The sequence below is a fragment of the Oceanobacillus luteolus genome (assembly GCF_042678205.1).
Taxonomy (GTDB): Bacteria; Bacillota; Bacilli; order Bacillales; family Amphibacillaceae; genus Oceanobacillus; species Oceanobacillus luteolus.
Genome location: NZ_JBHUDE010000134.1, coordinates 1 through 17,647, shown reverse-complemented (window position 1 = coordinate 17,647; position 17,647 = coordinate 1). Strand labels below are relative to the sequence as shown.

General features: G+C 30.9%; 23 protein-coding genes. 20 read left to right on the top strand and 3 right to left on the bottom strand.

The window, feature by feature from the left end; all coding sequences use genetic code 11:
* The first annotated feature begins 220 nt into the window (after positions 1-220).
* Complete coding sequence (locus ACFSBH_RS14430; protein ID WP_379598252.1) at positions 221-352, top strand: FbpB family small basic protein; 132 nt, start codon at positions 221-223, stop codon at positions 350-352.
* 51 nt (positions 353-403) lie between these two features.
* Here the strand turns inward: ACFSBH_RS14430 and istB are convergent, their stop codons facing one another.
* A complete protein-coding gene (istB, locus tag ACFSBH_RS14425; protein ID WP_379598250.1) occupies positions 404-1,150 on the bottom strand; it encodes an IS21-like element helper ATPase IstB in 747 nt (248 codons plus the stop codon).
* A 1-nt stretch (position 1,151) separates the two neighbouring features.
* Complete coding sequence (gene istA / locus ACFSBH_RS14420) at positions 1,152-2,705, bottom strand: IS21 family transposase (RefSeq protein ID WP_379598248.1); 1,554 nt, start codon at positions 2,703-2,705, stop codon at positions 1,152-1,154.
* A gap of 280 nt (positions 2,706-2,985) precedes the next feature.
* Between istA and ACFSBH_RS14415 the strand changes: the two genes are divergently transcribed.
* The 3 genes from ACFSBH_RS14415 (at position 2,986) to ACFSBH_RS14405 (ending at position 4,534) form a co-directional block, all read left to right on the top strand.
* On the top strand, positions 2,986-3,549 hold the full coding sequence (locus ACFSBH_RS14415; RefSeq protein ID WP_379598246.1) for a hypothetical protein: 564 nt from the start codon (positions 2,986-2,988) through the stop codon (positions 3,547-3,549).
* 92 nt (positions 3,550-3,641) lie between these two features.
* Entirely contained in the window at positions 3,642-3,944 is a 303-nt protein-coding gene (locus ACFSBH_RS14410) for a hypothetical protein (protein WP_379598244.1), read from the top strand.
* A gap of 20 nt (positions 3,945-3,964) precedes the next feature.
* Entirely contained in the window at positions 3,965-4,534 is a 570-nt protein-coding gene (locus ACFSBH_RS14405; protein ID WP_379598242.1) for an HD-GYP domain-containing protein, read from the top strand.
* 134 nt (positions 4,535-4,668) lie between these two features.
* On the opposite strand, the gene ACFSBH_RS14400 is transcribed toward ACFSBH_RS14405, so the two are convergent.
* Positions 4,669-4,911, bottom strand: coding sequence for a helix-turn-helix domain-containing protein (locus ACFSBH_RS14400; RefSeq protein ID WP_379598240.1), 243 nt, complete (start codon positions 4,909-4,911; stop codon positions 4,669-4,671).
* Between the two features lie 178 nt (positions 4,912-5,089).
* Here ACFSBH_RS14400 and ACFSBH_RS14395 point away from each other — a divergent pair, with 178 nt between their 5' ends.
* From ACFSBH_RS14395 to ACFSBH_RS14320, 16 genes are all read left to right on the top strand, one after another.
* Complete coding sequence (locus ACFSBH_RS14395) at positions 5,090-5,530, top strand: hypothetical protein (RefSeq protein WP_379598238.1); 441 nt, start codon at positions 5,090-5,092, stop codon at positions 5,528-5,530.
* A 152-nt stretch (positions 5,531-5,682) separates the two neighbouring features.
* Positions 5,683-6,639 carry an ABC transporter ATP-binding protein gene (locus tag ACFSBH_RS14390; RefSeq protein ID WP_379598236.1) on the top strand — a complete coding sequence of 319 codons (957 nt, stop codon included), beginning with the start codon at positions 5,683-5,685 and terminating at the stop codon, positions 6,637-6,639.
* Entirely contained in the window at positions 6,636-7,385 is a 750-nt protein-coding gene (locus tag ACFSBH_RS14385; protein ID WP_379598234.1) for a hypothetical protein, read from the top strand. The genes ACFSBH_RS14390 and ACFSBH_RS14385 overlap by 4 nt, the downstream gene beginning before the upstream one ends.
* Before the next feature lie 69 nt (positions 7,386-7,454).
* Entirely contained in the window at positions 7,455-8,498 is a 1,044-nt protein-coding gene (locus ACFSBH_RS14380) for an S-adenosylmethionine:tRNA ribosyltransferase-isomerase (RefSeq protein WP_379598232.1), read from the top strand.
* Between the two features lie 185 nt (positions 8,499-8,683).
* Positions 8,684-8,986: a hypothetical protein gene (locus tag ACFSBH_RS14375; protein ID WP_379598230.1), complete on the top strand. Its 303-nt coding sequence runs from the start codon at positions 8,684-8,686 to the stop codon at positions 8,984-8,986.
* Positions 8,955-9,950, top strand: a complete 996-nt coding sequence (locus ACFSBH_RS14370; protein WP_379598228.1) for a thymidylate synthase — start codon at positions 8,955-8,957, stop codon at positions 9,948-9,950. Before ACFSBH_RS14375 ends, ACFSBH_RS14370 begins: the two co-directional genes overlap by 32 nt.
* Positions 9,950-10,840: a phosphotransferase gene (locus tag ACFSBH_RS14365; protein WP_379598226.1), complete on the top strand. Its 891-nt coding sequence runs from the start codon at positions 9,950-9,952 to the stop codon at positions 10,838-10,840. The genes ACFSBH_RS14370 and ACFSBH_RS14365 overlap by 1 nt, the downstream gene beginning before the upstream one ends.
* Positions 10,821-11,642, top strand: a complete 822-nt coding sequence (locus tag ACFSBH_RS14360) for a thymidylate synthase (protein ID WP_379598224.1) — start codon at positions 10,821-10,823, stop codon at positions 11,640-11,642. The genes ACFSBH_RS14365 and ACFSBH_RS14360 overlap by 20 nt, the downstream gene beginning before the upstream one ends.
* Before the next feature lie 17 nt (positions 11,643-11,659).
* The gene (gene tmk, locus ACFSBH_RS14355; RefSeq protein ID WP_379598222.1) at positions 11,660-12,280 is read left to right on the top strand and encodes a dTMP kinase; all 621 of its coding nucleotides are present in this window, start codon (positions 11,660-11,662) and stop codon (positions 12,278-12,280) included.
* Positions 12,280-12,540: a PqqD family protein gene (locus tag ACFSBH_RS14350; RefSeq protein WP_379598220.1), complete on the top strand. Its 261-nt coding sequence runs from the start codon at positions 12,280-12,282 to the stop codon at positions 12,538-12,540. The genes tmk and ACFSBH_RS14350 overlap by 1 nt, the downstream gene beginning before the upstream one ends.
* Entirely contained in the window at positions 12,533-13,231 is a 699-nt protein-coding gene (locus tag ACFSBH_RS14345; RefSeq protein ID WP_379598218.1) for a nucleotidyltransferase domain-containing protein, read from the top strand. Before ACFSBH_RS14350 ends, ACFSBH_RS14345 begins: the two co-directional genes overlap by 8 nt.
* A 152-nt stretch (positions 13,232-13,383) precedes the next feature.
* Complete coding sequence (locus tag ACFSBH_RS14340; protein ID WP_379598216.1) at positions 13,384-14,070, top strand: CPBP family intramembrane glutamic endopeptidase; 687 nt, start codon at positions 13,384-13,386, stop codon at positions 14,068-14,070.
* Positions 14,067-15,110 (top strand): CYTH domain-containing protein, encoded by a 1,044-nt coding sequence (locus ACFSBH_RS14335; RefSeq protein ID WP_379598214.1) that lies wholly within the window; start codon positions 14,067-14,069, stop codon positions 15,108-15,110. The genes ACFSBH_RS14340 and ACFSBH_RS14335 overlap by 4 nt, the downstream gene beginning before the upstream one ends.
* Before the next feature lie 39 nt (positions 15,111-15,149).
* Complete coding sequence (locus ACFSBH_RS14330) at positions 15,150-15,641, top strand: NUDIX domain-containing protein (protein ID WP_379598212.1); 492 nt, start codon at positions 15,150-15,152, stop codon at positions 15,639-15,641.
* Between the two features lie 417 nt (positions 15,642-16,058).
* Positions 16,059-16,547, top strand: coding sequence for a hypothetical protein (locus tag ACFSBH_RS14325; RefSeq protein WP_379598210.1), 489 nt, complete (start codon positions 16,059-16,061; stop codon positions 16,545-16,547).
* Between the two features lie 376 nt (positions 16,548-16,923).
* Complete coding sequence (locus ACFSBH_RS14320; RefSeq protein WP_379598208.1) at positions 16,924-17,286, top strand: hypothetical protein; 363 nt, start codon at positions 16,924-16,926, stop codon at positions 17,284-17,286.
* Positions 17,287-17,647 lie beyond the last annotated feature (361 nt).

Genomic DNA, 17,647 nt, shown 5'->3' with positions numbered 1-17,647 from the left:
ACCTGACTAAATCCATTATAAAGGACTTTTTATTTGCATTAAAGTAAATTAGCGAAAATTCGGGGTCTTGTTAATATTTAATCTTAATTAATGCAACGCTAGTGAAATTCAATATAATTATAAATAAATAGAATAAAAGTTTGGAAACCCAAAAATAGAGTAGAAGTTATACCGCCTCTTCTGCCTATTTTGGGTTTTTTCATTTAAAGGAGGAATGAAGATGCCTATCAAAAGATTTTTATCCTATGAAGAGCTGGTTCAAGTTAACATAGAAGAGATTAGGAATGATGAAAAGATTATCTCTGAGATCGAAGAAAGAATTGAACAAAGATATGGTAGCGAACAGCTGTAACCGTCAAGTAGTTTTGAACACTTTCTGCTAATTAATTCTGAACACTTTTGCTTAAAACAGAGACTCTCGATATTTAATTCTATGACTAGCTCCATCAAAATGGATCACTTCAGAGCGGTGGAGAAGGCGATCTAAAATCGCCGTGGTAATTCCTTGGTCTCCAAGTAATTCTCCCCACTCTTCAGGTCCTTTATTTGATGTCAGGATGATGGAACTTCGTTCATACAAATGATTAATTAGATGAAAAAATAGGTTTGCTTCATTTTGATCCATCGCCATATACATTAGGTCATCAATGATAATTAAATCGGCATCTCGAATACGTTTCATCTTCAACTGGGATTTCCGAAGGTATTCCTCAGATTTTAATAAAGGAACCAATTCACCCATCGATACAAAGGAAACACGCTGTCCTTTATTGATTGCTTCTAGGCCTAAACCAATTGCTATATGCGTTTTTCCAACTCCTGGTGGACCTAAAAATATTAAATTAAATGATTCATCGAGCCAGTTTAACTCTTGTAGCTGTTTCAATTGTCTCGCACTAAGAGAGGGAAGCTCCTCAATATTAAATTCAGCTAAACTTTTTTGGTATGGAAAGGCAGCCCATTTCAAGTGCTTTTCTATCATTTTTTCTTCTCTGCGTTTTTCTTCGTATGTAAGCATTTCTCGGAGAAATTCCTGATATGTCCAAGAATGTGATTCAGCTTTTCTCAAGAAAGAGGGGAGCTCTTTTGATGTTTCAGCTAGTCTAAGGTTTTGAAGTTGTCTTTGTAAGCTTTCAACTGAATACTCCAATCTACGCACCCCCTAAAATTCTCAGATAGCCATCCAATTCCCTTACGGAGGCTTTCTCTTTAATTAACTCAGAAGACGCTTCTGTCAATGGAATATCTCTTAATACTGCTGGAATTTCTTTCTCGCTTAACTTTGCTAAATGTATAGAGACATCATGTAAATCATTCGCACTCCATAACCGTTGATTAATACAGGTATCCAACGCTTGTTCTACAAATGGTCCATAATCTCTTAGCGATCTTTGGATGATTTGTAACTGATCTCTAATATATCTTGGATAACGTTTATGAATTTCTTGAAGAAATAGTTCTATCTCCTCACTGTTATCAAAAGATTCTTTGACGGTATCCATATATGCTTTAATTCCTTTTGATTTATCTCGAGTATGGTCGCTATTCTTAATCAATTGGCCTACCCCTGTGGAAAGAGGATGAGTTGCTACGGTTACACCTTCAGGTGTCTTTTGTATAATCAGCTTCTCTTGTTCAATTCGAATATAAACCGTATTATCCCCATGAGGTTTATACGTACCAAGTGGAACCGAATAACGATTAGATTTGTATTTTATGATATTGTCCTTATGGACAGTTCTTGTTATACTTGAACCATGGTTACTCTCGAAAGAGAGTGGGTAGGAGACTTCTCGTAAGTGTAACTTTTCTAGGGTGAACACTTCGATTGGTCTCTTTTTTATTGTGTTGTGTACTTGATAGTTTCCTTTTCTATCCAGCCAAGCTAAGCATTGTTCATTCCAGGATTCTATTTGATGGAAAACGCGGTTCTTTGCAAAATTATTTTTAATGAATTTTACTACATTCTCTATCTTTCCTTTTGACTCCGGATCCGCAGCTCGGCATAAATAAACGGAAAATCCTCTTTGTTGCTTATAAGCCTGAAATTCTTCTGTATATATGATATCCCCTCCATTCTCACTAACTATCATCAATTTATCCTGGTCATAAACAATTTCTTCAGTCACACCACCAAAATACTCAAAAGCATTTTCATGACTGCGTATCACATCCCGAGTTGTAAACGGGTGTTCTTGCCACTCAGCGTATTTATATCTGGAGTGGGATAATACAAATGCTATCACGTATAACTTTTTCCACTTGTTTTTCGTTGTTCTTACTTTCTTTTCACCAAAGTCCACTTGCGTCTGTTTTCCTTTAGGTAGTTCTTCTAAAGCTTCGTAACTTCTAAAGGAGATTGTTTTTGGTATATGGTATAGTTCTCTTAACTCACGTACATAGCTTCGTACCGTACTATCACCAACATTTGTAAAAGAACAACGTTCTTCCAACCAGTCTGAAACCTGTGAAGCTGATAAATCTGGATGTTCCTTTAACCATGATAGAATCTGATTTTTATACGGATCCAGCTTTTTCTCTCTTGTTCTCAATTCATTCACCCACCTACAAGCTTCTTCAAAGTCCATTTCCAGATACTCATAAACTGTAGTTCTTGATAAGTTACATTTTCTAGCAATTGCTGCCACTTTAAAACCTTGCTTCTTTAATTGATGTACTTGAACAATAAGCTCTAATTTAATCACCCTTCTAAATCCTCCGCAATCAGTTATTTGTCTACGTGAATATTTTAACTGATTGAGAGTTATTTTGGCAGAAAGTGTTCAATTCTATCGAGCAAAATCTGTTCACTTTAGTCTAGCAGTTACAACAGCAAAAGGGTGATTGAAAGTTATCTATATAACAGATATAATATAAATATATATTCATAGAGTTGGGAACGCCCCATGAGATATACGTGCTAAATATCATTTTAGGCACGTCTGTTTCATGGGGTGTTTTTTATTTGAAAGGAGTTTTACATTAATGAAAAATAAAAAACGGTTGGTTGTTGTCTTAGGTGTTTCAGCCTTACTTTTATTCGGTTGTAGCAGTGCTGGAAAGAATGAAGTTGTTATTATTGACGAGGAAACTGGAGAAGAAATAGTTGTACAACAAGAGGAATTAGATGCAAAAGAGAAGGAAATTCAGGATTATTCGCAGCATCTTTCAGAAACTTTCACTGCATCCATGTCTTTACAAGATACATTCGCACATGCTTTAGATGATATGTTTACAAAAGAGTCTTCCGCATCTCAGTTTGCAAAGATTCTAAGAGATCAGGTCATCAATGAATCTCGTGATGTATTAGATAAAGGAGAAAAGTATAACTTCCCAGGTGATTATTTTGAATTGAATCAAATGGTTGTTACGAATTTAAATAACCAACACCAATTATTTTTAGATGCTGTTAATGAAGCAACCACAGCATCCCAAACAGAGGATAGAGAAGTTGATATTGTTAAGCTAAGAGAACAACTTGCAAATTTAAAGCAAGAGTATTTAACTATCGTTAATACTTGGAAAAATGGCGGAAATGCGCAACATTAAGAATCTAATGTGACGGCGAAACCCGTTTGGCTATTATTTCCATTTTCTACCATAAATTTACATATATCTAATTACCTACTATACTTTAGACAGTGATTAATATAATCTCGATCATCTTAGGAAGAGGGAAGCATATAAAAGCAATAAGTGTAGAAGAGTATATCCAATTAAGAGCAAAACTTGAACCGAATATTAATATTGCAAGGTTAAGGAGCAGCGTTCAAAAAGCGATACGAGATAAGTTAGAAGGATACAGATGTAGACATTGTAGAGGGGAATTATGGGCCGTGGGAGCGGTTATTACTGAAGACCATTTATGTGATGAGTGTATGGGATTAGAACCAGGATCTGAATATGATGTTGAATTTGACGTTGTATTGGAAAAGGTTTATTAAGGAGTTGAATTTACACTCTTATGAAACAATTAACTTTAAAAACTGATATTATAAATGAACTAAAAAATCATGACTTTACTACATACGAGCATTCAGTGAGGGTAGCACGACTGTTGTATCGTTTTGGAGAGACATTAGCTCTAACAGAAAATCGTTTAAATGAATTATTTAAACTTGGTTTGTATCATGATATAGGTAAATTGAGGATTGATCCCCAAATACTTAATAAGAAAGAGAAACTAACCGAGAGAGAGTATATCCAACTCCAAAAACATACGATTTATGGAGAAGAAATTCTAAGACAACAAGGATATTCTAAGCGGTTTTTACAGGATATTAGGAGCCATCATGAAAATTTTGATGGTAGCGGATATCCAGATGGTCTATCCTCGAACGAAATAAGTTTATATGCTCTAATGCTACGGATAGTAGATAGTTATGATGCAATGGTAAATGTAAGATCCTATAAGAAAGTATCCTCAAACTTACACGCAATTAGTGAGTTACATTCATTAAAGGGTCGTTGGTACCATCCACAATTAGTAGAGATTTTTAGTGAAACGATTATAAAAGAGAGTATTAACAAGTGAAAAGAAAAGCTATTAAAGAAATATCCAATCAAAGCAATCTGAAAACAAACGATTGTTTTTATTGGATATTTCTGTGTAAACAGTATTAAGACTAATAGCCTATAAGCCGATACTAGTAGAAAAGGGAAAATTTGCTAATTTTTTAAATCAATCTTCTCAAATACTTCATCATCAAAAAACTCGGATAGTGTCATATCTAATCCGTTTGCAACTTTAACTATTGTATTAATGCTTGGGTACTTCGTTCGTCCTTGCATAAATTCATTAAGAGTTGATTGATTTACGTTTGATAACTCGGATAGCTTAAGGATATTGATGTCTCTTTCTTTACAAAGGTTAATGATTCTTACCTTTAGAGCATCCTGTATTGTTGTCATATAATTATTTCTCCTTTTGGCATGATTTATTATTAGTATAAGCTATTTCCGAGAAATTAACAGTATTCTGTTGACAATTTAATCTAATAGCTTATAATAATAATTAACAGTATTCTGTTAAAAATTCTACTATCTTTAATAGTACATTGTAGAAAAATAATAGTATGGGGGTAACGAGATGAAGAAGGGGAAAATTCTTTCAGCAGCGGTAGTAGTTGGTATGGTATCAAACTTGGCTTTATCTTCGGCTACTTTTGCACAGGATTCACAATTAGAACCAGGAACGTGCGGAATGACAATTAATACTGAAGTACATACTTGGAGTAATAAGGCTCAAGCAACAGGACCATGTGAAGGTTTAGTGGAAGGATATTATTTAGCTGACAATGGAGAACCTTGGTTAATTGGTGGTGTGACACAACCGGTTGATTATAGCGGTCAACAGTTTGTAATTGGGACTCCTAACCATCCTTATGGGGAATCGATTTTAACTGTATACATAGAATCACAGCCGGAAGAACCAACTGAGCCACAAGAGCCAGTAGAGGAACCAGAGCAACCAACTGAGCCACAAGAGCCAGTAGAGGAACCAGAGCAACCAACTGAGCTATCGCTTTAAATATCGTTAGAAATGGAAAGGTGGACGGGCTAGAATTTCAACAAATCGGTATCTTCTTGTTGAGTATCTGCTTAATAGCAGGGGTTGGATATATAATCTTTAAATTTGTAGAGTCAAAATATATTGAATTATTAGTGGAATAGGAGAATCAAATGTACAAAGCAGAAAACCTATCAAAATCATACATATCAAAGAGAAAATTTAGTCAATTATTGAAAAAGAGAGATAAGAAAAAAGTATTAAATAATGTAAATTTGAATATTGAGAAGGGAAAAGTAATAGGTCTATTAGGATTAAACGGAGCTGGGAAAACCAGTCTAATAAAAATATTAACTACTATTTCATCTTATGATTCAGGAAAAATTTATTGTGATGATATGGTAGTTACTCCAAAAAACAAGATAGAAGTAAGAAAAAAGATCAATTTAATTACAGGTGGAGAGAGAAATTTATATTGGAGACTATCTGGTTACGAAAATTTAAGATACTTTGGAACCCTATACAATATAAAAGCATTAGATGAAAGAATTGATGAAGTGCTAAGTATTGTAGGGCTAACTGATTCCAAAAATATTCCTGTAGAAAAATATTCAAAGGGGATGAAACAGAGATTACAAATAGCTAAAGGGCTAATTAATAATCCAGAATATCTATTTTTAGATGAACCCACGTTAGGTTTAGATGTTCATATTTCTAAAGAAATACGAACCTATATAAGAAAATTATCCGAGGATTATAACAAGGGAGTTTTAATTACTTCTCATATTTTAGAAGAAATAGAAGAAATATGTGACTACGTATATGTTTTAAATAGGGGAGAAATAATTTCAGAAGGGAGTATTGCTGATATATTAATGGAGTTCAAGAAAGAACACTCTTTTAAAATAACTTTACATTCAAAAAGAGAAATGGAGATTCTGAAAGAAATTATGGATCAAGAGTCATATAGTTATGATATTTGTAGTGAGAACACTATAAACATTTTGACCTTAGAAAATAATGAATTAGAATTACATAGGATAATTAGAGAGAATAATCTAAATATTATGTACTTTATACATAAACCCCCGAAACTCGAAGATATTATTATGGAGATTGAGAGAAGATGATGATTGTAGAGGAGATAAAGAAAAATTTTAGATTAAACAACCTAAATCTAGCGCACTATATAACTTCTATACTCTGGCCAATGCTATCCATAATTATGATAATATATCAATTCCTTCCTTACGGTACTCTGGAATTAAAGATAGAAGGAATGAATATGGGCTTCTATATTTTCACAGGGATTACAGTATTAATTATCTTTGGAAATCAAGCTATGTTTGCAAATAAGATTATACAAGAAAAATATCTAGGTATCATGGAAACAATTGTAATTGCGCCTTTATCAAACATACAATATGCAGCATCAAGAGCGATATCTAATCTACTTAGCAATATTTGGATCTTGTTTTTATATGGGCTCGTTATTTTAACTATTTATAATACCGATTTAATCCTTGTTATCTTAACTATACTAATCATTGCTGGCGCAGCTATTAACTGGGGAGTATTGCTAACGATTATAAGTATGGGTGTAAGGGATCCTAGTATTTTATTTTTACTTATTGATGGCCCGGTAGAACTAGTAGCGAACGTTAAAATTCCATTTCAATTTTTACCCAATTATTTGGTCATATTGGGCACTCTATATCCACAATTTTACTTACTAATTGCTATAAGGAATCTGCTTATAAATGATAGTTTTAACGGATTGGTTGCTGTTATAGTTTCTAATTTAGTAATTACTTTAATTAGTTTAATTATAAATAGATATTTTGAAAGATATAAGGATAGTTGGTCAGTTTATTAGCGACATAAGTGTCTCTTTAATTTCTTCTATATTCAGAATAGAATAAAAAGTGAAAGTGAGGTTAAAAAAATGATTGATCAGGTTAAAGTATTAGATTTTAAACTTCCAGGGGAACTTTATGCAAGAGAGCCTAAAAAAGAAGGCGAACGAAGTAGAATGATTATTGGAACTAAATATAATAATAGTTTCAAGCATTCTTTTGTTGATGAAATTTATAAAGAATTGGAACCGGGAGATACTCTTATTATTAACAATAGCAAGACGGTAAACGGCGTGATCTATGGAAAGTCTTCGGAGTTCGGCATTTTACAGTTCCACTTACTTCGAATTGAAGAAGATGAATCAGTTGTAAAGGTCTTTATAAGGGATGATTTAATCGACTCTATAGTTGGAGAAACTTTTGAAGTTTCAAATAGACTTTTAATCACTCTAATTGAGAGGAAAGAAGGAAAAGAATACTTTGCCAAATTTAATTTAGATATTGCTAACGTTTTCGAAGAGCTTTCTAAACATGGGGAACCAATTATTTCAAACTATGCAAAACATAAATTGAGTATTGAAGATTATCAGAATGAAATATCAACAACTTTAGGTTCATTAGAAAACCCAGTTGCAAGTGGACACTTTAAAAGAAAAATTATATCAGATTTAAAAGAAAAAGGAATAAATATTGGATATATTACTTTAAATTGTATTTCAATGGAGGCTTATATTACAGAAAATAAATATAGCGATCATATTGTTCCTCCAGAAATATTTAATGTACCAGAAGAAACGGCTGAATTGATAACAACTACAAAGAAGAATAACAAAAAAATTATATCAGTAGGAACAACAGCAACTAGAACATTAGAGAGTCTTGAGTATGATAACGATTACAACATCACTTCTCCACTAACTAAAAAAACAGATTTAGCAATATATCCAGGTTATAATTTCAAAATTGTTGATGGAGTTGTTACTAACTTTCATGGTCCTAGATCTAGCAGATTAGCGTTAGCAGCTGCATGTATAAGTGAAGAAAAGATAATGAATCTTTATAAAGAAGCAATAAAAGAAAAATATATGTTTTATGAATTTGGCGATTGTATGCTGTTATGGTTAAACAAATGAAATATTAAATCCATTATGAAAGGAGGTGATATTAATGGAATTCAATGATGTTTTGCGTGATATCGAAAACAAAAATGTGCCGCCTGTTATTTTTAGTAATTGTTCAAAACTAGGTCTTTAATTACTAACTTGGTATAGTATATCGATTGATATACTATACCAACTCCACAAGAAAGGGTCATATTATGAAAGAGAAAATTTATATTCTAAATAAAAATGCTCAATATGTAGGGAAAAGTGAAGAAGAGATTATCATACATGTGAAAAATAAAGACAAGTATTATTCATTTCCAGATGAAATTAGTTACATGTTGTTAAGTTTTAACGGAATTAGAACAGTAGAACAAATAATCGATGATACAAGTGAATACTTTGGAATAAAAAGAGCTATTATTGAAGCATTTATTAACTATTATATTGAAAAATTAATTAATAACGGAGTGATCGTGGAAAATTATGAATATTATAAGGCTCAACAATCTCGGTGATATATCAAATAAATTAATTCCCAAAATAATATCCGATGGTAAAGAGAGCATAGTACACGGTAATGGTAATGAAATGAATTGTCATGAATTAAATTCTGTGATGGTTTCATTTGACTCTCCTAATTTATTCGGAAATTTCTACAGTATGTCACAAATGGCTTTCTCTTTAGCTGAAATGATCTATGTTTTGTCAGGGAGAACTGATAATGAAATAATGCAATATTATTTTGAGCAATTTAGAATTGAAGACGATGGATATGGTTTTTTTACAACTCCAGTAAGTAAGAGAGTATATGAATTGTATGGGGATCAAGTTTACAATAGTTTTCGAGAACTTAAAAAGAGTAAAGGGGCAACTAGTGCTGTTATTAATCTGTTCATGAATACCCCAGGTTGGATAGGGCATGATTGTTCCCTTGCGATTCAGTTTACAGTTAATAATGAAAATGAATTAGAAACACATATATCTTATAGAGCAGTTGATGTAATAAATTATTTAAGAAGTGATATATTAATATATTCAGTATTGCATTCATTAATGGCGAATTGGTTGTCAATTAAACCGGGTAGCATGATAGTTTATACTCCTAAGATGTATATACTTGAAAACAATTTAGAAGCTGCTAAAAATGCTATAAAGCAAAGTCAAGCTTTTAAAGATAATTCAACATATGAAATTCCACTTAGATCGGATTCGGTAATAGGAAATAGAAAATTATTTAGTTATGCAGTAGATCTTATTAACCAATGGCATAGAAATAGTGAATTGGATTACTATGATGAAATTGAAAATAGCCATCTGCCAGAGTTTTTAAAGCATATCCTAAAGGTCCTTTATATTATTGACAACATTAAAGATGGGGAAATCAGCGATAAGTTAAGAACACTGGAAAACTCTGTATTACGTCAGAATATACTATTCTTCCAAAAATATAAAGTTGACGATAATCTGGAAGTGAATTAATGGAGAATAAATTTGCCGAAATATATGATAATTACCCATTAGAAGAAATAAAATCAATTTACAAAATTGGTAATTGTACTAATGACGTATATAGATTAAAAACAACAGGAAAAGACTATATAGTAAAAAGATTTAAGAGAAAAAAGAAGAACATTATAACTAGCATTAATCTACAATCTATAATGTCAAATTATTCCTTATCACCGAGTATCGTAACTACTAAACATGGTAGTAACTACATGTTGGTAAATGAAGAAACATTTTTTATACAAGAGTTCTTAGAAAACGAAAAAAATATAAATGACAAATTAAATTTTTATACCATATTTTCTTCAGTGGCAAGAATGTATAATTTACTGGATAAAATTAATATTAAATTACCTAAATTACAAGAAGTAAATAAATTGTATAGTATTTCGGATAACGAACTTGTACTAGATTTTTACAAATTTAAGAAAGATATAAAGATGTCACTTGATTTAATTGAAGTATCTCGAAAAAGTACGACTAAGGCTGAACTGATTCATGGGGATCTAAGACCGGATAATATTTTGATTAGTAATAATAACACTTATGTTATAGACTTTGAGTCTATTAAATATGGTAACCGTGACGAGGAGATTTTGAAGTTTTTAATATTATTTTCAAGGTATAATCAAGAAAATTTACTGTATTACATTAGCTTTGTTTCTAAGAAATTTGGATACCTAAATAATATGGTAGATACAGTATATTCTTTGTTGAAACAAATGCTATTGAACAATTTTGTAGAGAAGAATTATATAATACTCTCAAATAAATATTTAAATTATACAATTGATGAACACAAGTTTATTATACTCACATGTTTAAAGTTATTGGAGGAAAAAAATGTATTTAATGGGGGATAGTATTGACGATATTTATTATGACCTTGCTCAAAATATAATGAATAATGGAGAAATTGTTGTCGCTAGAGGGGCAGAAACGAAAGAATTAAGAAATGTAACAATAACCATTAAAGATCCTTCAAAACTATTACTTTTAAATGCAAAAAGAAATATTTCTTTAAAATATGCTTTTGGAGAATTGTTTTGGTATCTAAGTGGATCTGATGAACTTAATTTTATATCACATTATGCTAAATCTTACGGAAAATATTCAGATGATGGTGTTAGACTAAATGGAGCATACGGTCCTAGAATTATCGAACAAATAGAAAAGATCCAGGAACTATTAACACATGACCCCAATAGCAGAAGGGCAGTAATAAGTATATATCATGATTTAGAATTAAGTCTTAACAGTAAAGATATTCCTTGTACATTAAACCTTCAATTTTTGATAAGGGATAACAAACTTCACTTAATAACAACAATGCGTTCAAATGATTTATATTTAGGATTCCCATATGATTTATTTTCATTTGGAATGATTCAAAGGTGGTTAGCCTTAAAACTGAACACCGAATTAGGTACATATACTCACTTTATTGGAAGTGTTCATATTTATAAAAAACATTACGACTTTTTTAAATCACTTGATAATACTATAACTGAAAATAAATTACAAAATATAAATATAGGCAATATCTTAAATAATATACCTCTTGCTTTAGAAGTAGAAAGATTAACAAGAACAGGTAAGGTTCATGATAACTATCTGAATAACCTAGATAAGGACTTTAGGATGTTATCAAAGATACTAAAATAGTAGGGGTGATATGGGATATGTTGATTCACATTTGTGGAATTGATGGTTCTGGTAAAACTACGCTAATTAAAAGGTTATCACAATACTATGATGACTCAACCTGTGTTGAACTATCTAGTAATGTTGAATTTGTTAATCAAGTTAATGAGATCTGCAAAAAAAACAATTCAAATAGATGGATTGAATTTAATAATAAATTTAGAAGTATGATATGGGCAAACGAAATTATAAATGTTGTTCCTCAGATAAACAATTATTTGGAGCAAAAAAAGATTGTTCTTATAGATAGATATATAATTTGCAATAAAATTTATTCTCAATTAGAAGACGACAGTCCACTTCAGTTGATTAACTTTATTCATGAGTCCCTTCCAAAACCCGATTTTGCAATATATTTAAATATTGATCCTCTTGTTGCAACCGAGAGAATAAATAATCGAGGTTTAAAAAGGTCACCAAAGGAGAGTGAAGAGAACTTACGAAAAGCTAGCGAAATGTATAAGTATGAATTGTCCAAAGTAGATTACCCAGTTAGGGTACTGGATGCAAGTAAAGCCCAAGAAGAAGTATTTTTGGAAGCAATAAAAGAAATTGAGACACAAAAAGCAAAAGCTTACCAAAAAGAAGAGGTGTTCTAGTGATTAAATTAAAGGATAATGTTCAATATATACAACTTAGAAATAAAAAAAATTTAGTTATTGACCCAATTGAAGACAAAGTATTTGAAATCAATGATACTGCTGCAGAAATTATAAAAGGATTACAAGCTAGTTGTAACAATGAAGAAGATATAATTAACTATGTATCGAAAAACTATGAATCTAGCAACATTAGAGAAGATGTTACAACCTTTATTAAAGAACTATTTGACTTAGGGCTGATTCAAAAAAATGAATAAGATTAAAAACACGTTACAAAGAAATAATGTAAGTGCATCTTATTTAATTGAGTATTTATTAGAAAAATTTCCAGAGGATCAAATAATCATTTTTGGTTCTGAAATAGAGGGGAGGAATTCAAAGTACTCAGACTTAGACGTTTATGTAATAACAAATGATTCAGAAAAAAAATTGAACCAAAATTTAAAGCTAAATACTTTAATTCTAGATATCGAAATATTAAAAGCAGAACAGGTCTTACTGTTGATAAAAAAAGTAAAAGAATATAAAAATATGAGACTTGATAATTTAAAATTATTGTATCGATTGCGTGAAGGCATATATTTATCAGAACAATTTTTTGGGAGAGCAACATTCTCTAAGTTAGAAATTGATGAAGCTATTAAATTTTACTGGAATCAAAAATTTATTTCCTTAAGCGATGATATATTAAAAGCTCATATGCAGGGTAAATTTGAGGAAAATACTTTACAGATATTTAAATTGATTGAGATCGCAGAATGTATTTACCTTTGTAATAACCATAAGGTTATCGTTAAAGAAAAATGGATTCACGATGATTTCATAAACTATGCTCCATTATCAATATTAAAGGAAGAAAAGGATTTATTGCGGAAGTTTATAACTGAAAATTCCGATATTATAACAAATATGGTTTTAAAATTTTGTAATAAATTACGATATATATAAAATTTGAAAGGTGGTGATAACATGAAGGTATTTATTAAACCAATGATTAATCCGGTAAAAATGAGCTCAGCCATGGTTATTTTGTAAGTAAACAATCAGATGAAAGTCATGACCTTTTAGGTCATGACTTTTATCTTACAGGAGGTCATCTAATGGAACTCTTTAAGTATTTCATTTCAGGGCTATTGCTAATATTTTTTATTTATTTTAACCTATATGAAATTATTATTTCTGAGGTAATTATAATCTGTAGTTTACTGCTACTTCCTAAACTAATTGGAAAAATTAATGATTTAATAAGGAGTTTACTTTTTTTTCTTCCGTATATATTACCGATCTTCGTATTTAGAGTAGATATTTTTGAGGGTTACTCAAATCACTTGTTAATATTTATTTTTGGTTTAATGTTTGTTGTATTATTACACTTCTTTAATATAAGTGAATATAGAATTATGTTTGACCCAGCATTAATTGATTTTATGAAACCAATTAATTTAAATAACTTTTTATTTAGATTACTTGAATCCTACGGTTCTGCAATAACCGAAGAAATTTTTTATAGAGGGTTTGTTTTATTTATTTTAATTAGTTATATAAACCCTATTTATGCGATTTTAATTACTAGTCTTCTATTTATTTCTAATCATTTATACAATAGACATGCAGAAGATAGGTTCACATATAAAAATTTATTTATGATTTTTTGTCTTTCTTGTGTGCTATCTGGTGTTTTTTACTATACACAGAATATATTTTATTGTATAGTTTTGCATCTCATTTACAATACACCACAGATTGTATATAACTTTATTCTATATAAAAAGGGGGAATTAAAATGAAGCAAGAGGAAGTAGAATATAAGTATTTAATCCCAGAATCAACTTTCTTTCAAATAAAATGTAAACTAAATAATACTAGATTTCACAAAAAAATGAAACATGTCAAACAGATAAATCACTATTTTGATACTGATGATTTTTTCTATTATAGGCATAATATGTCGTGCAAATTACGTGACGTATCAAATAAAGTATTTTTTATTTTAAAAAAAGAAACAAAAAAAGAGTTAAGCCGGAGGGAAGCTATTGAGTATCAACTAGAAATTTCAGTTGAAGAAAAAAATAACTTCATCCTTTTTGGTATACTACCTAATGATGTTGAAAATCTATTGTCAGAATTACATTTAAATAATGATATAAGATTTTTAGGGTCTCTTCAAACTAATAGATATTGTTACGAAGCAAATGAATTTAAAATCTTACTTGATGAGAATATTTATTGTGGCATTAAAGACCATGAGGTTGAGATTGAAATAATAAATGAAAATACTAATGTTATAATTCCTACTTGGTTGAAGCAATTATTAGTTGGAGAATCTAAGGGCAAATACAATAGATTTATAAACTTGTTTACAGATGGAAAAAGAGGAGATTTAGTCAGAGTCCAAGTATCTGGAATTGTTGAAAACTCTCATAATGAAGTTCTCTTAATTAGAAAAGATAAACCAAGTTCTTCAATACATAACAAGCTGATTCCTCCTGGAGGTCATGTTGAATTTGGAGAATCTCCTAATAAAGCGGTAATTCGCGAAGTTCAAGAAGAAACCGGAATAACAATGGTTGATCCTGTTCTTACAGGTATTGTTACCTTTATTAACCATGAAAAATTAGAGCAGTCTGTATGTTTGTTTTACAGAGGGAGAGGAGAAGGAGAACTCCTAAAAAAGGAAATGCACTTAGAATCTGAATGGGTTAATTTAGGAGAATTAGAATCTGATAAAGACCTTTCTCCTTATCACAAAGAAATAATACTTAACAGTATTTATGGGGAAAAAGTTTCCTATTATACAATTTCAAATAAGGAGAGAAAATTAAAATAACTTATGGTAGAATTTACCGTAAGAAAGGAAAGGTGAATAATGTTAGATATGAAAAACATCAATTATAAGTTTTGGAATTTAGTAGTAATTGTCAAAAACCAAAAGATCTTATTAATAAGAAGAAACAAAGGGGATTTCTTCGGATTAGTACCGCCAGGGGGGAAAATTCAATTTCCTGAAACCTTTCATGAGTCCGCTAAAAGAGAAGTATTTGAAGAAACAGGCCTTACTTTAAATAATTTGCAATTAGAAGGTTTATCAGGATATATCAATGAAAAGAAAGGTGAACAATTTGTATATGTTGATTACTATTCTGATGACTTTTCGGGGGAGGTAATAAAAAATGGGGAAGAAGGTGAGTGTAACTGGTATCCATTATCGGAATTCGAAAAATTGGAAATTCATCCTGATATAAAGAAAAGAATAAAAAATATATTAGAAAATAAATCTTATGAGTATCAAATATTCTGGGATGAAGAAACTAATTCACCTTCAACAAAAAAATTAATAACAAATGACAAAATGAGATAGAAACTAATAATCTTAACATTGAAGCTCAGATGAGATTTTTTAAATTTTCTATTAGTTGTTATTGAATTTAACCTTTAGTAAACTAAATGTATAATAATTTTCTTTTTCTTTTTTGATTAACCTTTTTTAGGGTTATGGGTAATGCAGCTTCAAAGCAGTCTTTGGACTGAATGGAAATACATACTTTTGGTGTGTATTTATCTATTCTTCTAAAGGGTGCTTTTTTGTTTGCTCCGAAAAAAGTAGAAGGATAAAAACATTAAGAAGGAGGATGTTTGTTAAATCATTAGATCTGAGCAATGAATAATTAAGTGGTCGTAGTGCGGCAGAATTGCTGGACTGTTTTTTTGTGTTCATATGGCGGAGAGCAAATATCTTGAGGAAATCTAAATTATATTATGGAGAGGAAGATTTGTTATGGCGGAGTACAAAGGAGTTCAATTAAAAGCTATTAAAGAATGGGGAGAACATGATCTAGCTGGATTCACTGCTAACATCTATCTTAACAATATGAAGATTGGAGCAGTTGTAGATAAAGGATTCGGTGGACCGCTCCATGTTTATTTAGAGAAACAGAAAGATACCTTTTTAAAAATCGCATCTACCTATAAAGATGAAGATGGTATATATGCTAACGATGAAGCACTCTTACACAGATTAAGAGTGCTCAGTGGAATTGAAAAGGACTTTAAAAAAGCAAACAAAAAAGGATATAGCTTTATTACCACAGTTGATTACTTTCCAAGAGATGAAAATGGAAAAATCACTTACGGTAAACCAATTCGAGAACCGGCAGAGGAAACTTACTTTTTCAATAACGATCAACAATTACAACAAATGTTGAATGTGAAAAAACCATCTAAGTATGAGGTGTTTCGCACTTTAGATGATTTTGTTATTAACTAAGAGTTATACATCAAAATTATTTCTAGAAATAGTAATTATGAAGAGAGTTGGGCAGTTGCTTAACTCTCTTTAATTATTCGATAAAATCAATTGATTAGTTGAGAGGATATTTGTTATGACTATTAAATATAAAAAGGACATTCAAAGGTTTAATACCTCTGAAATTAGAATAGCGGGGTGCTTTCAGCATAAATGTGGACACCATGCAGTTGTTGTTAGCCCGCTCCTAAACAACGATGAACTGTTTACCTTAAATCTTCTTAGGAAACAATCGCTAAAAGATGAATGTAGTCAGTGTGGGCAATGTGAACAGGAATCTAAAATACATGGAGCAAATTAGATTGTTTTAGAGACAAGGAAACAAGGAGAGATTATGATGAATAAATTACGTATTGAATATACTGAGGAAACCAATAAAGGAGTTATGGCTGATTTTATTCTAATTGATCCTAATGGTAGAGAATATAAATTGGAAATTTTGATGGGGGATATGTTAGCTAAAGATGGTGATTTATATATTTGTCCAATTGATCCGGATAATAATTATTGTGAAAGAATGACTGTTGGAATGGATACTGTATTAAGGACGGATAAATATGATGAGTTTATTAAACTGATATATGATAGCGATAACTTCGTTGGTGACTATTTCGTTATGCATTTACAGAGTGACTTCTACATCGACCTAGAGGAATATATTAGAGATGAGAGGAATTTTGAATATAGACCGATAAAGTAATGGAAAGATAGTAAACTTAAATACTCACCTATGTGGCAAGCCGGCAATGTCCTGTACCGTTTGCATGATAGACGGTGCGCACCTAAAGACGTGGCGCTGAAATTTGTGGTAATGGATAGGAATTACTTTATAGGAAAATGGCAGCTTGAAAAAAATTTGCTAATGCAGTTTATGATAGTGAACAGGAGCGGAGGATTACATTATTAATAATAAATAGTAAAAAACCACAAAGATAATCTTTGTGGTTTTATATTTACGCGCGCCCAGCAAGCCGTTAATTGCTAGTTGGTGAAAGTCCAACCTGAGTAGGTGCCAAGACGCTCAGTAGCTGACAGGCAACTGGTGGAGAAATCCTAAGGTT

Excerpts from the sequence above, each read along its gene's own strand:
- ACFSBH_RS14360 (WP_379598224.1), top strand. The coding sequence starts at position 10,821 with ATGTATTTAATGGGGGATAGTATTGACGATATTTATTATGACCTTGCT.
- ACFSBH_RS14395 (WP_379598238.1), top strand. The coding sequence starts at position 5,090 with ATGAAGAAGGGGAAAATTCTTTCAGCAGCGGTAGTAGTTGGTATGGTA.
- ACFSBH_RS14400 (WP_379598240.1), bottom strand. The coding sequence starts at position 4,911 with ATGACAACAATACAGGATGCTCTAAAGGTAAGAATCATTAACCTTTGT.
- ACFSBH_RS14330 (WP_379598212.1), top strand. The coding sequence starts at position 15,150 with ATGTTAGATATGAAAAACATCAATTATAAGTTTTGGAATTTAGTAGTA.
- ACFSBH_RS14365 (WP_379598226.1), top strand. The coding sequence starts at position 9,950 with ATGGAGAATAAATTTGCCGAAATATATGATAATTACCCATTAGAAGAA.
- ACFSBH_RS14320 (WP_379598208.1), top strand. The coding sequence starts at position 16,924 with ATGAATAAATTACGTATTGAATATACTGAGGAAACCAATAAAGGAGTT.
- ACFSBH_RS14370 (WP_379598228.1), top strand. The coding sequence starts at position 8,955 with ATGAATATTATAAGGCTCAACAATCTCGGTGATATATCAAATAAATTA.
- ACFSBH_RS14335 (WP_379598214.1), top strand. The coding sequence starts at position 14,067 with ATGAAGCAAGAGGAAGTAGAATATAAGTATTTAATCCCAGAATCAACT.
- ACFSBH_RS14385 (WP_379598234.1), top strand. The coding sequence starts at position 6,636 with ATGATGATTGTAGAGGAGATAAAGAAAAATTTTAGATTAAACAACCTA.
- ACFSBH_RS14380 (WP_379598232.1), top strand. The coding sequence starts at position 7,455 with ATGATTGATCAGGTTAAAGTATTAGATTTTAAACTTCCAGGGGAACTT.
- ACFSBH_RS14345 (WP_379598218.1), top strand. The coding sequence starts at position 12,533 with ATGAATAAGATTAAAAACACGTTACAAAGAAATAATGTAAGTGCATCT.
- ACFSBH_RS14340 (WP_379598216.1), top strand. The coding sequence starts at position 13,384 with ATGGAACTCTTTAAGTATTTCATTTCAGGGCTATTGCTAATATTTTTT.
- ACFSBH_RS14415 (WP_379598246.1), top strand. The coding sequence starts at position 2,986 with ATGAAAAATAAAAAACGGTTGGTTGTTGTCTTAGGTGTTTCAGCCTTA.
- ACFSBH_RS14430 (WP_379598252.1), top strand. The coding sequence starts at position 221 with ATGCCTATCAAAAGATTTTTATCCTATGAAGAGCTGGTTCAAGTTAAC.
- ACFSBH_RS14325 (WP_379598210.1), top strand. The coding sequence starts at position 16,059 with ATGGCGGAGTACAAAGGAGTTCAATTAAAAGCTATTAAAGAATGGGGA.
- ACFSBH_RS14390 (WP_379598236.1), top strand. The coding sequence starts at position 5,683 with ATGTACAAAGCAGAAAACCTATCAAAATCATACATATCAAAGAGAAAA.
- tmk (WP_379598222.1), top strand. The coding sequence starts at position 11,660 with ATGTTGATTCACATTTGTGGAATTGATGGTTCTGGTAAAACTACGCTA.
- ACFSBH_RS14405 (WP_379598242.1), top strand. The coding sequence starts at position 3,965 with ATGAAACAATTAACTTTAAAAACTGATATTATAAATGAACTAAAAAAT.
- ACFSBH_RS14375 (WP_379598230.1), top strand. The coding sequence starts at position 8,684 with ATGAAAGAGAAAATTTATATTCTAAATAAAAATGCTCAATATGTAGGG.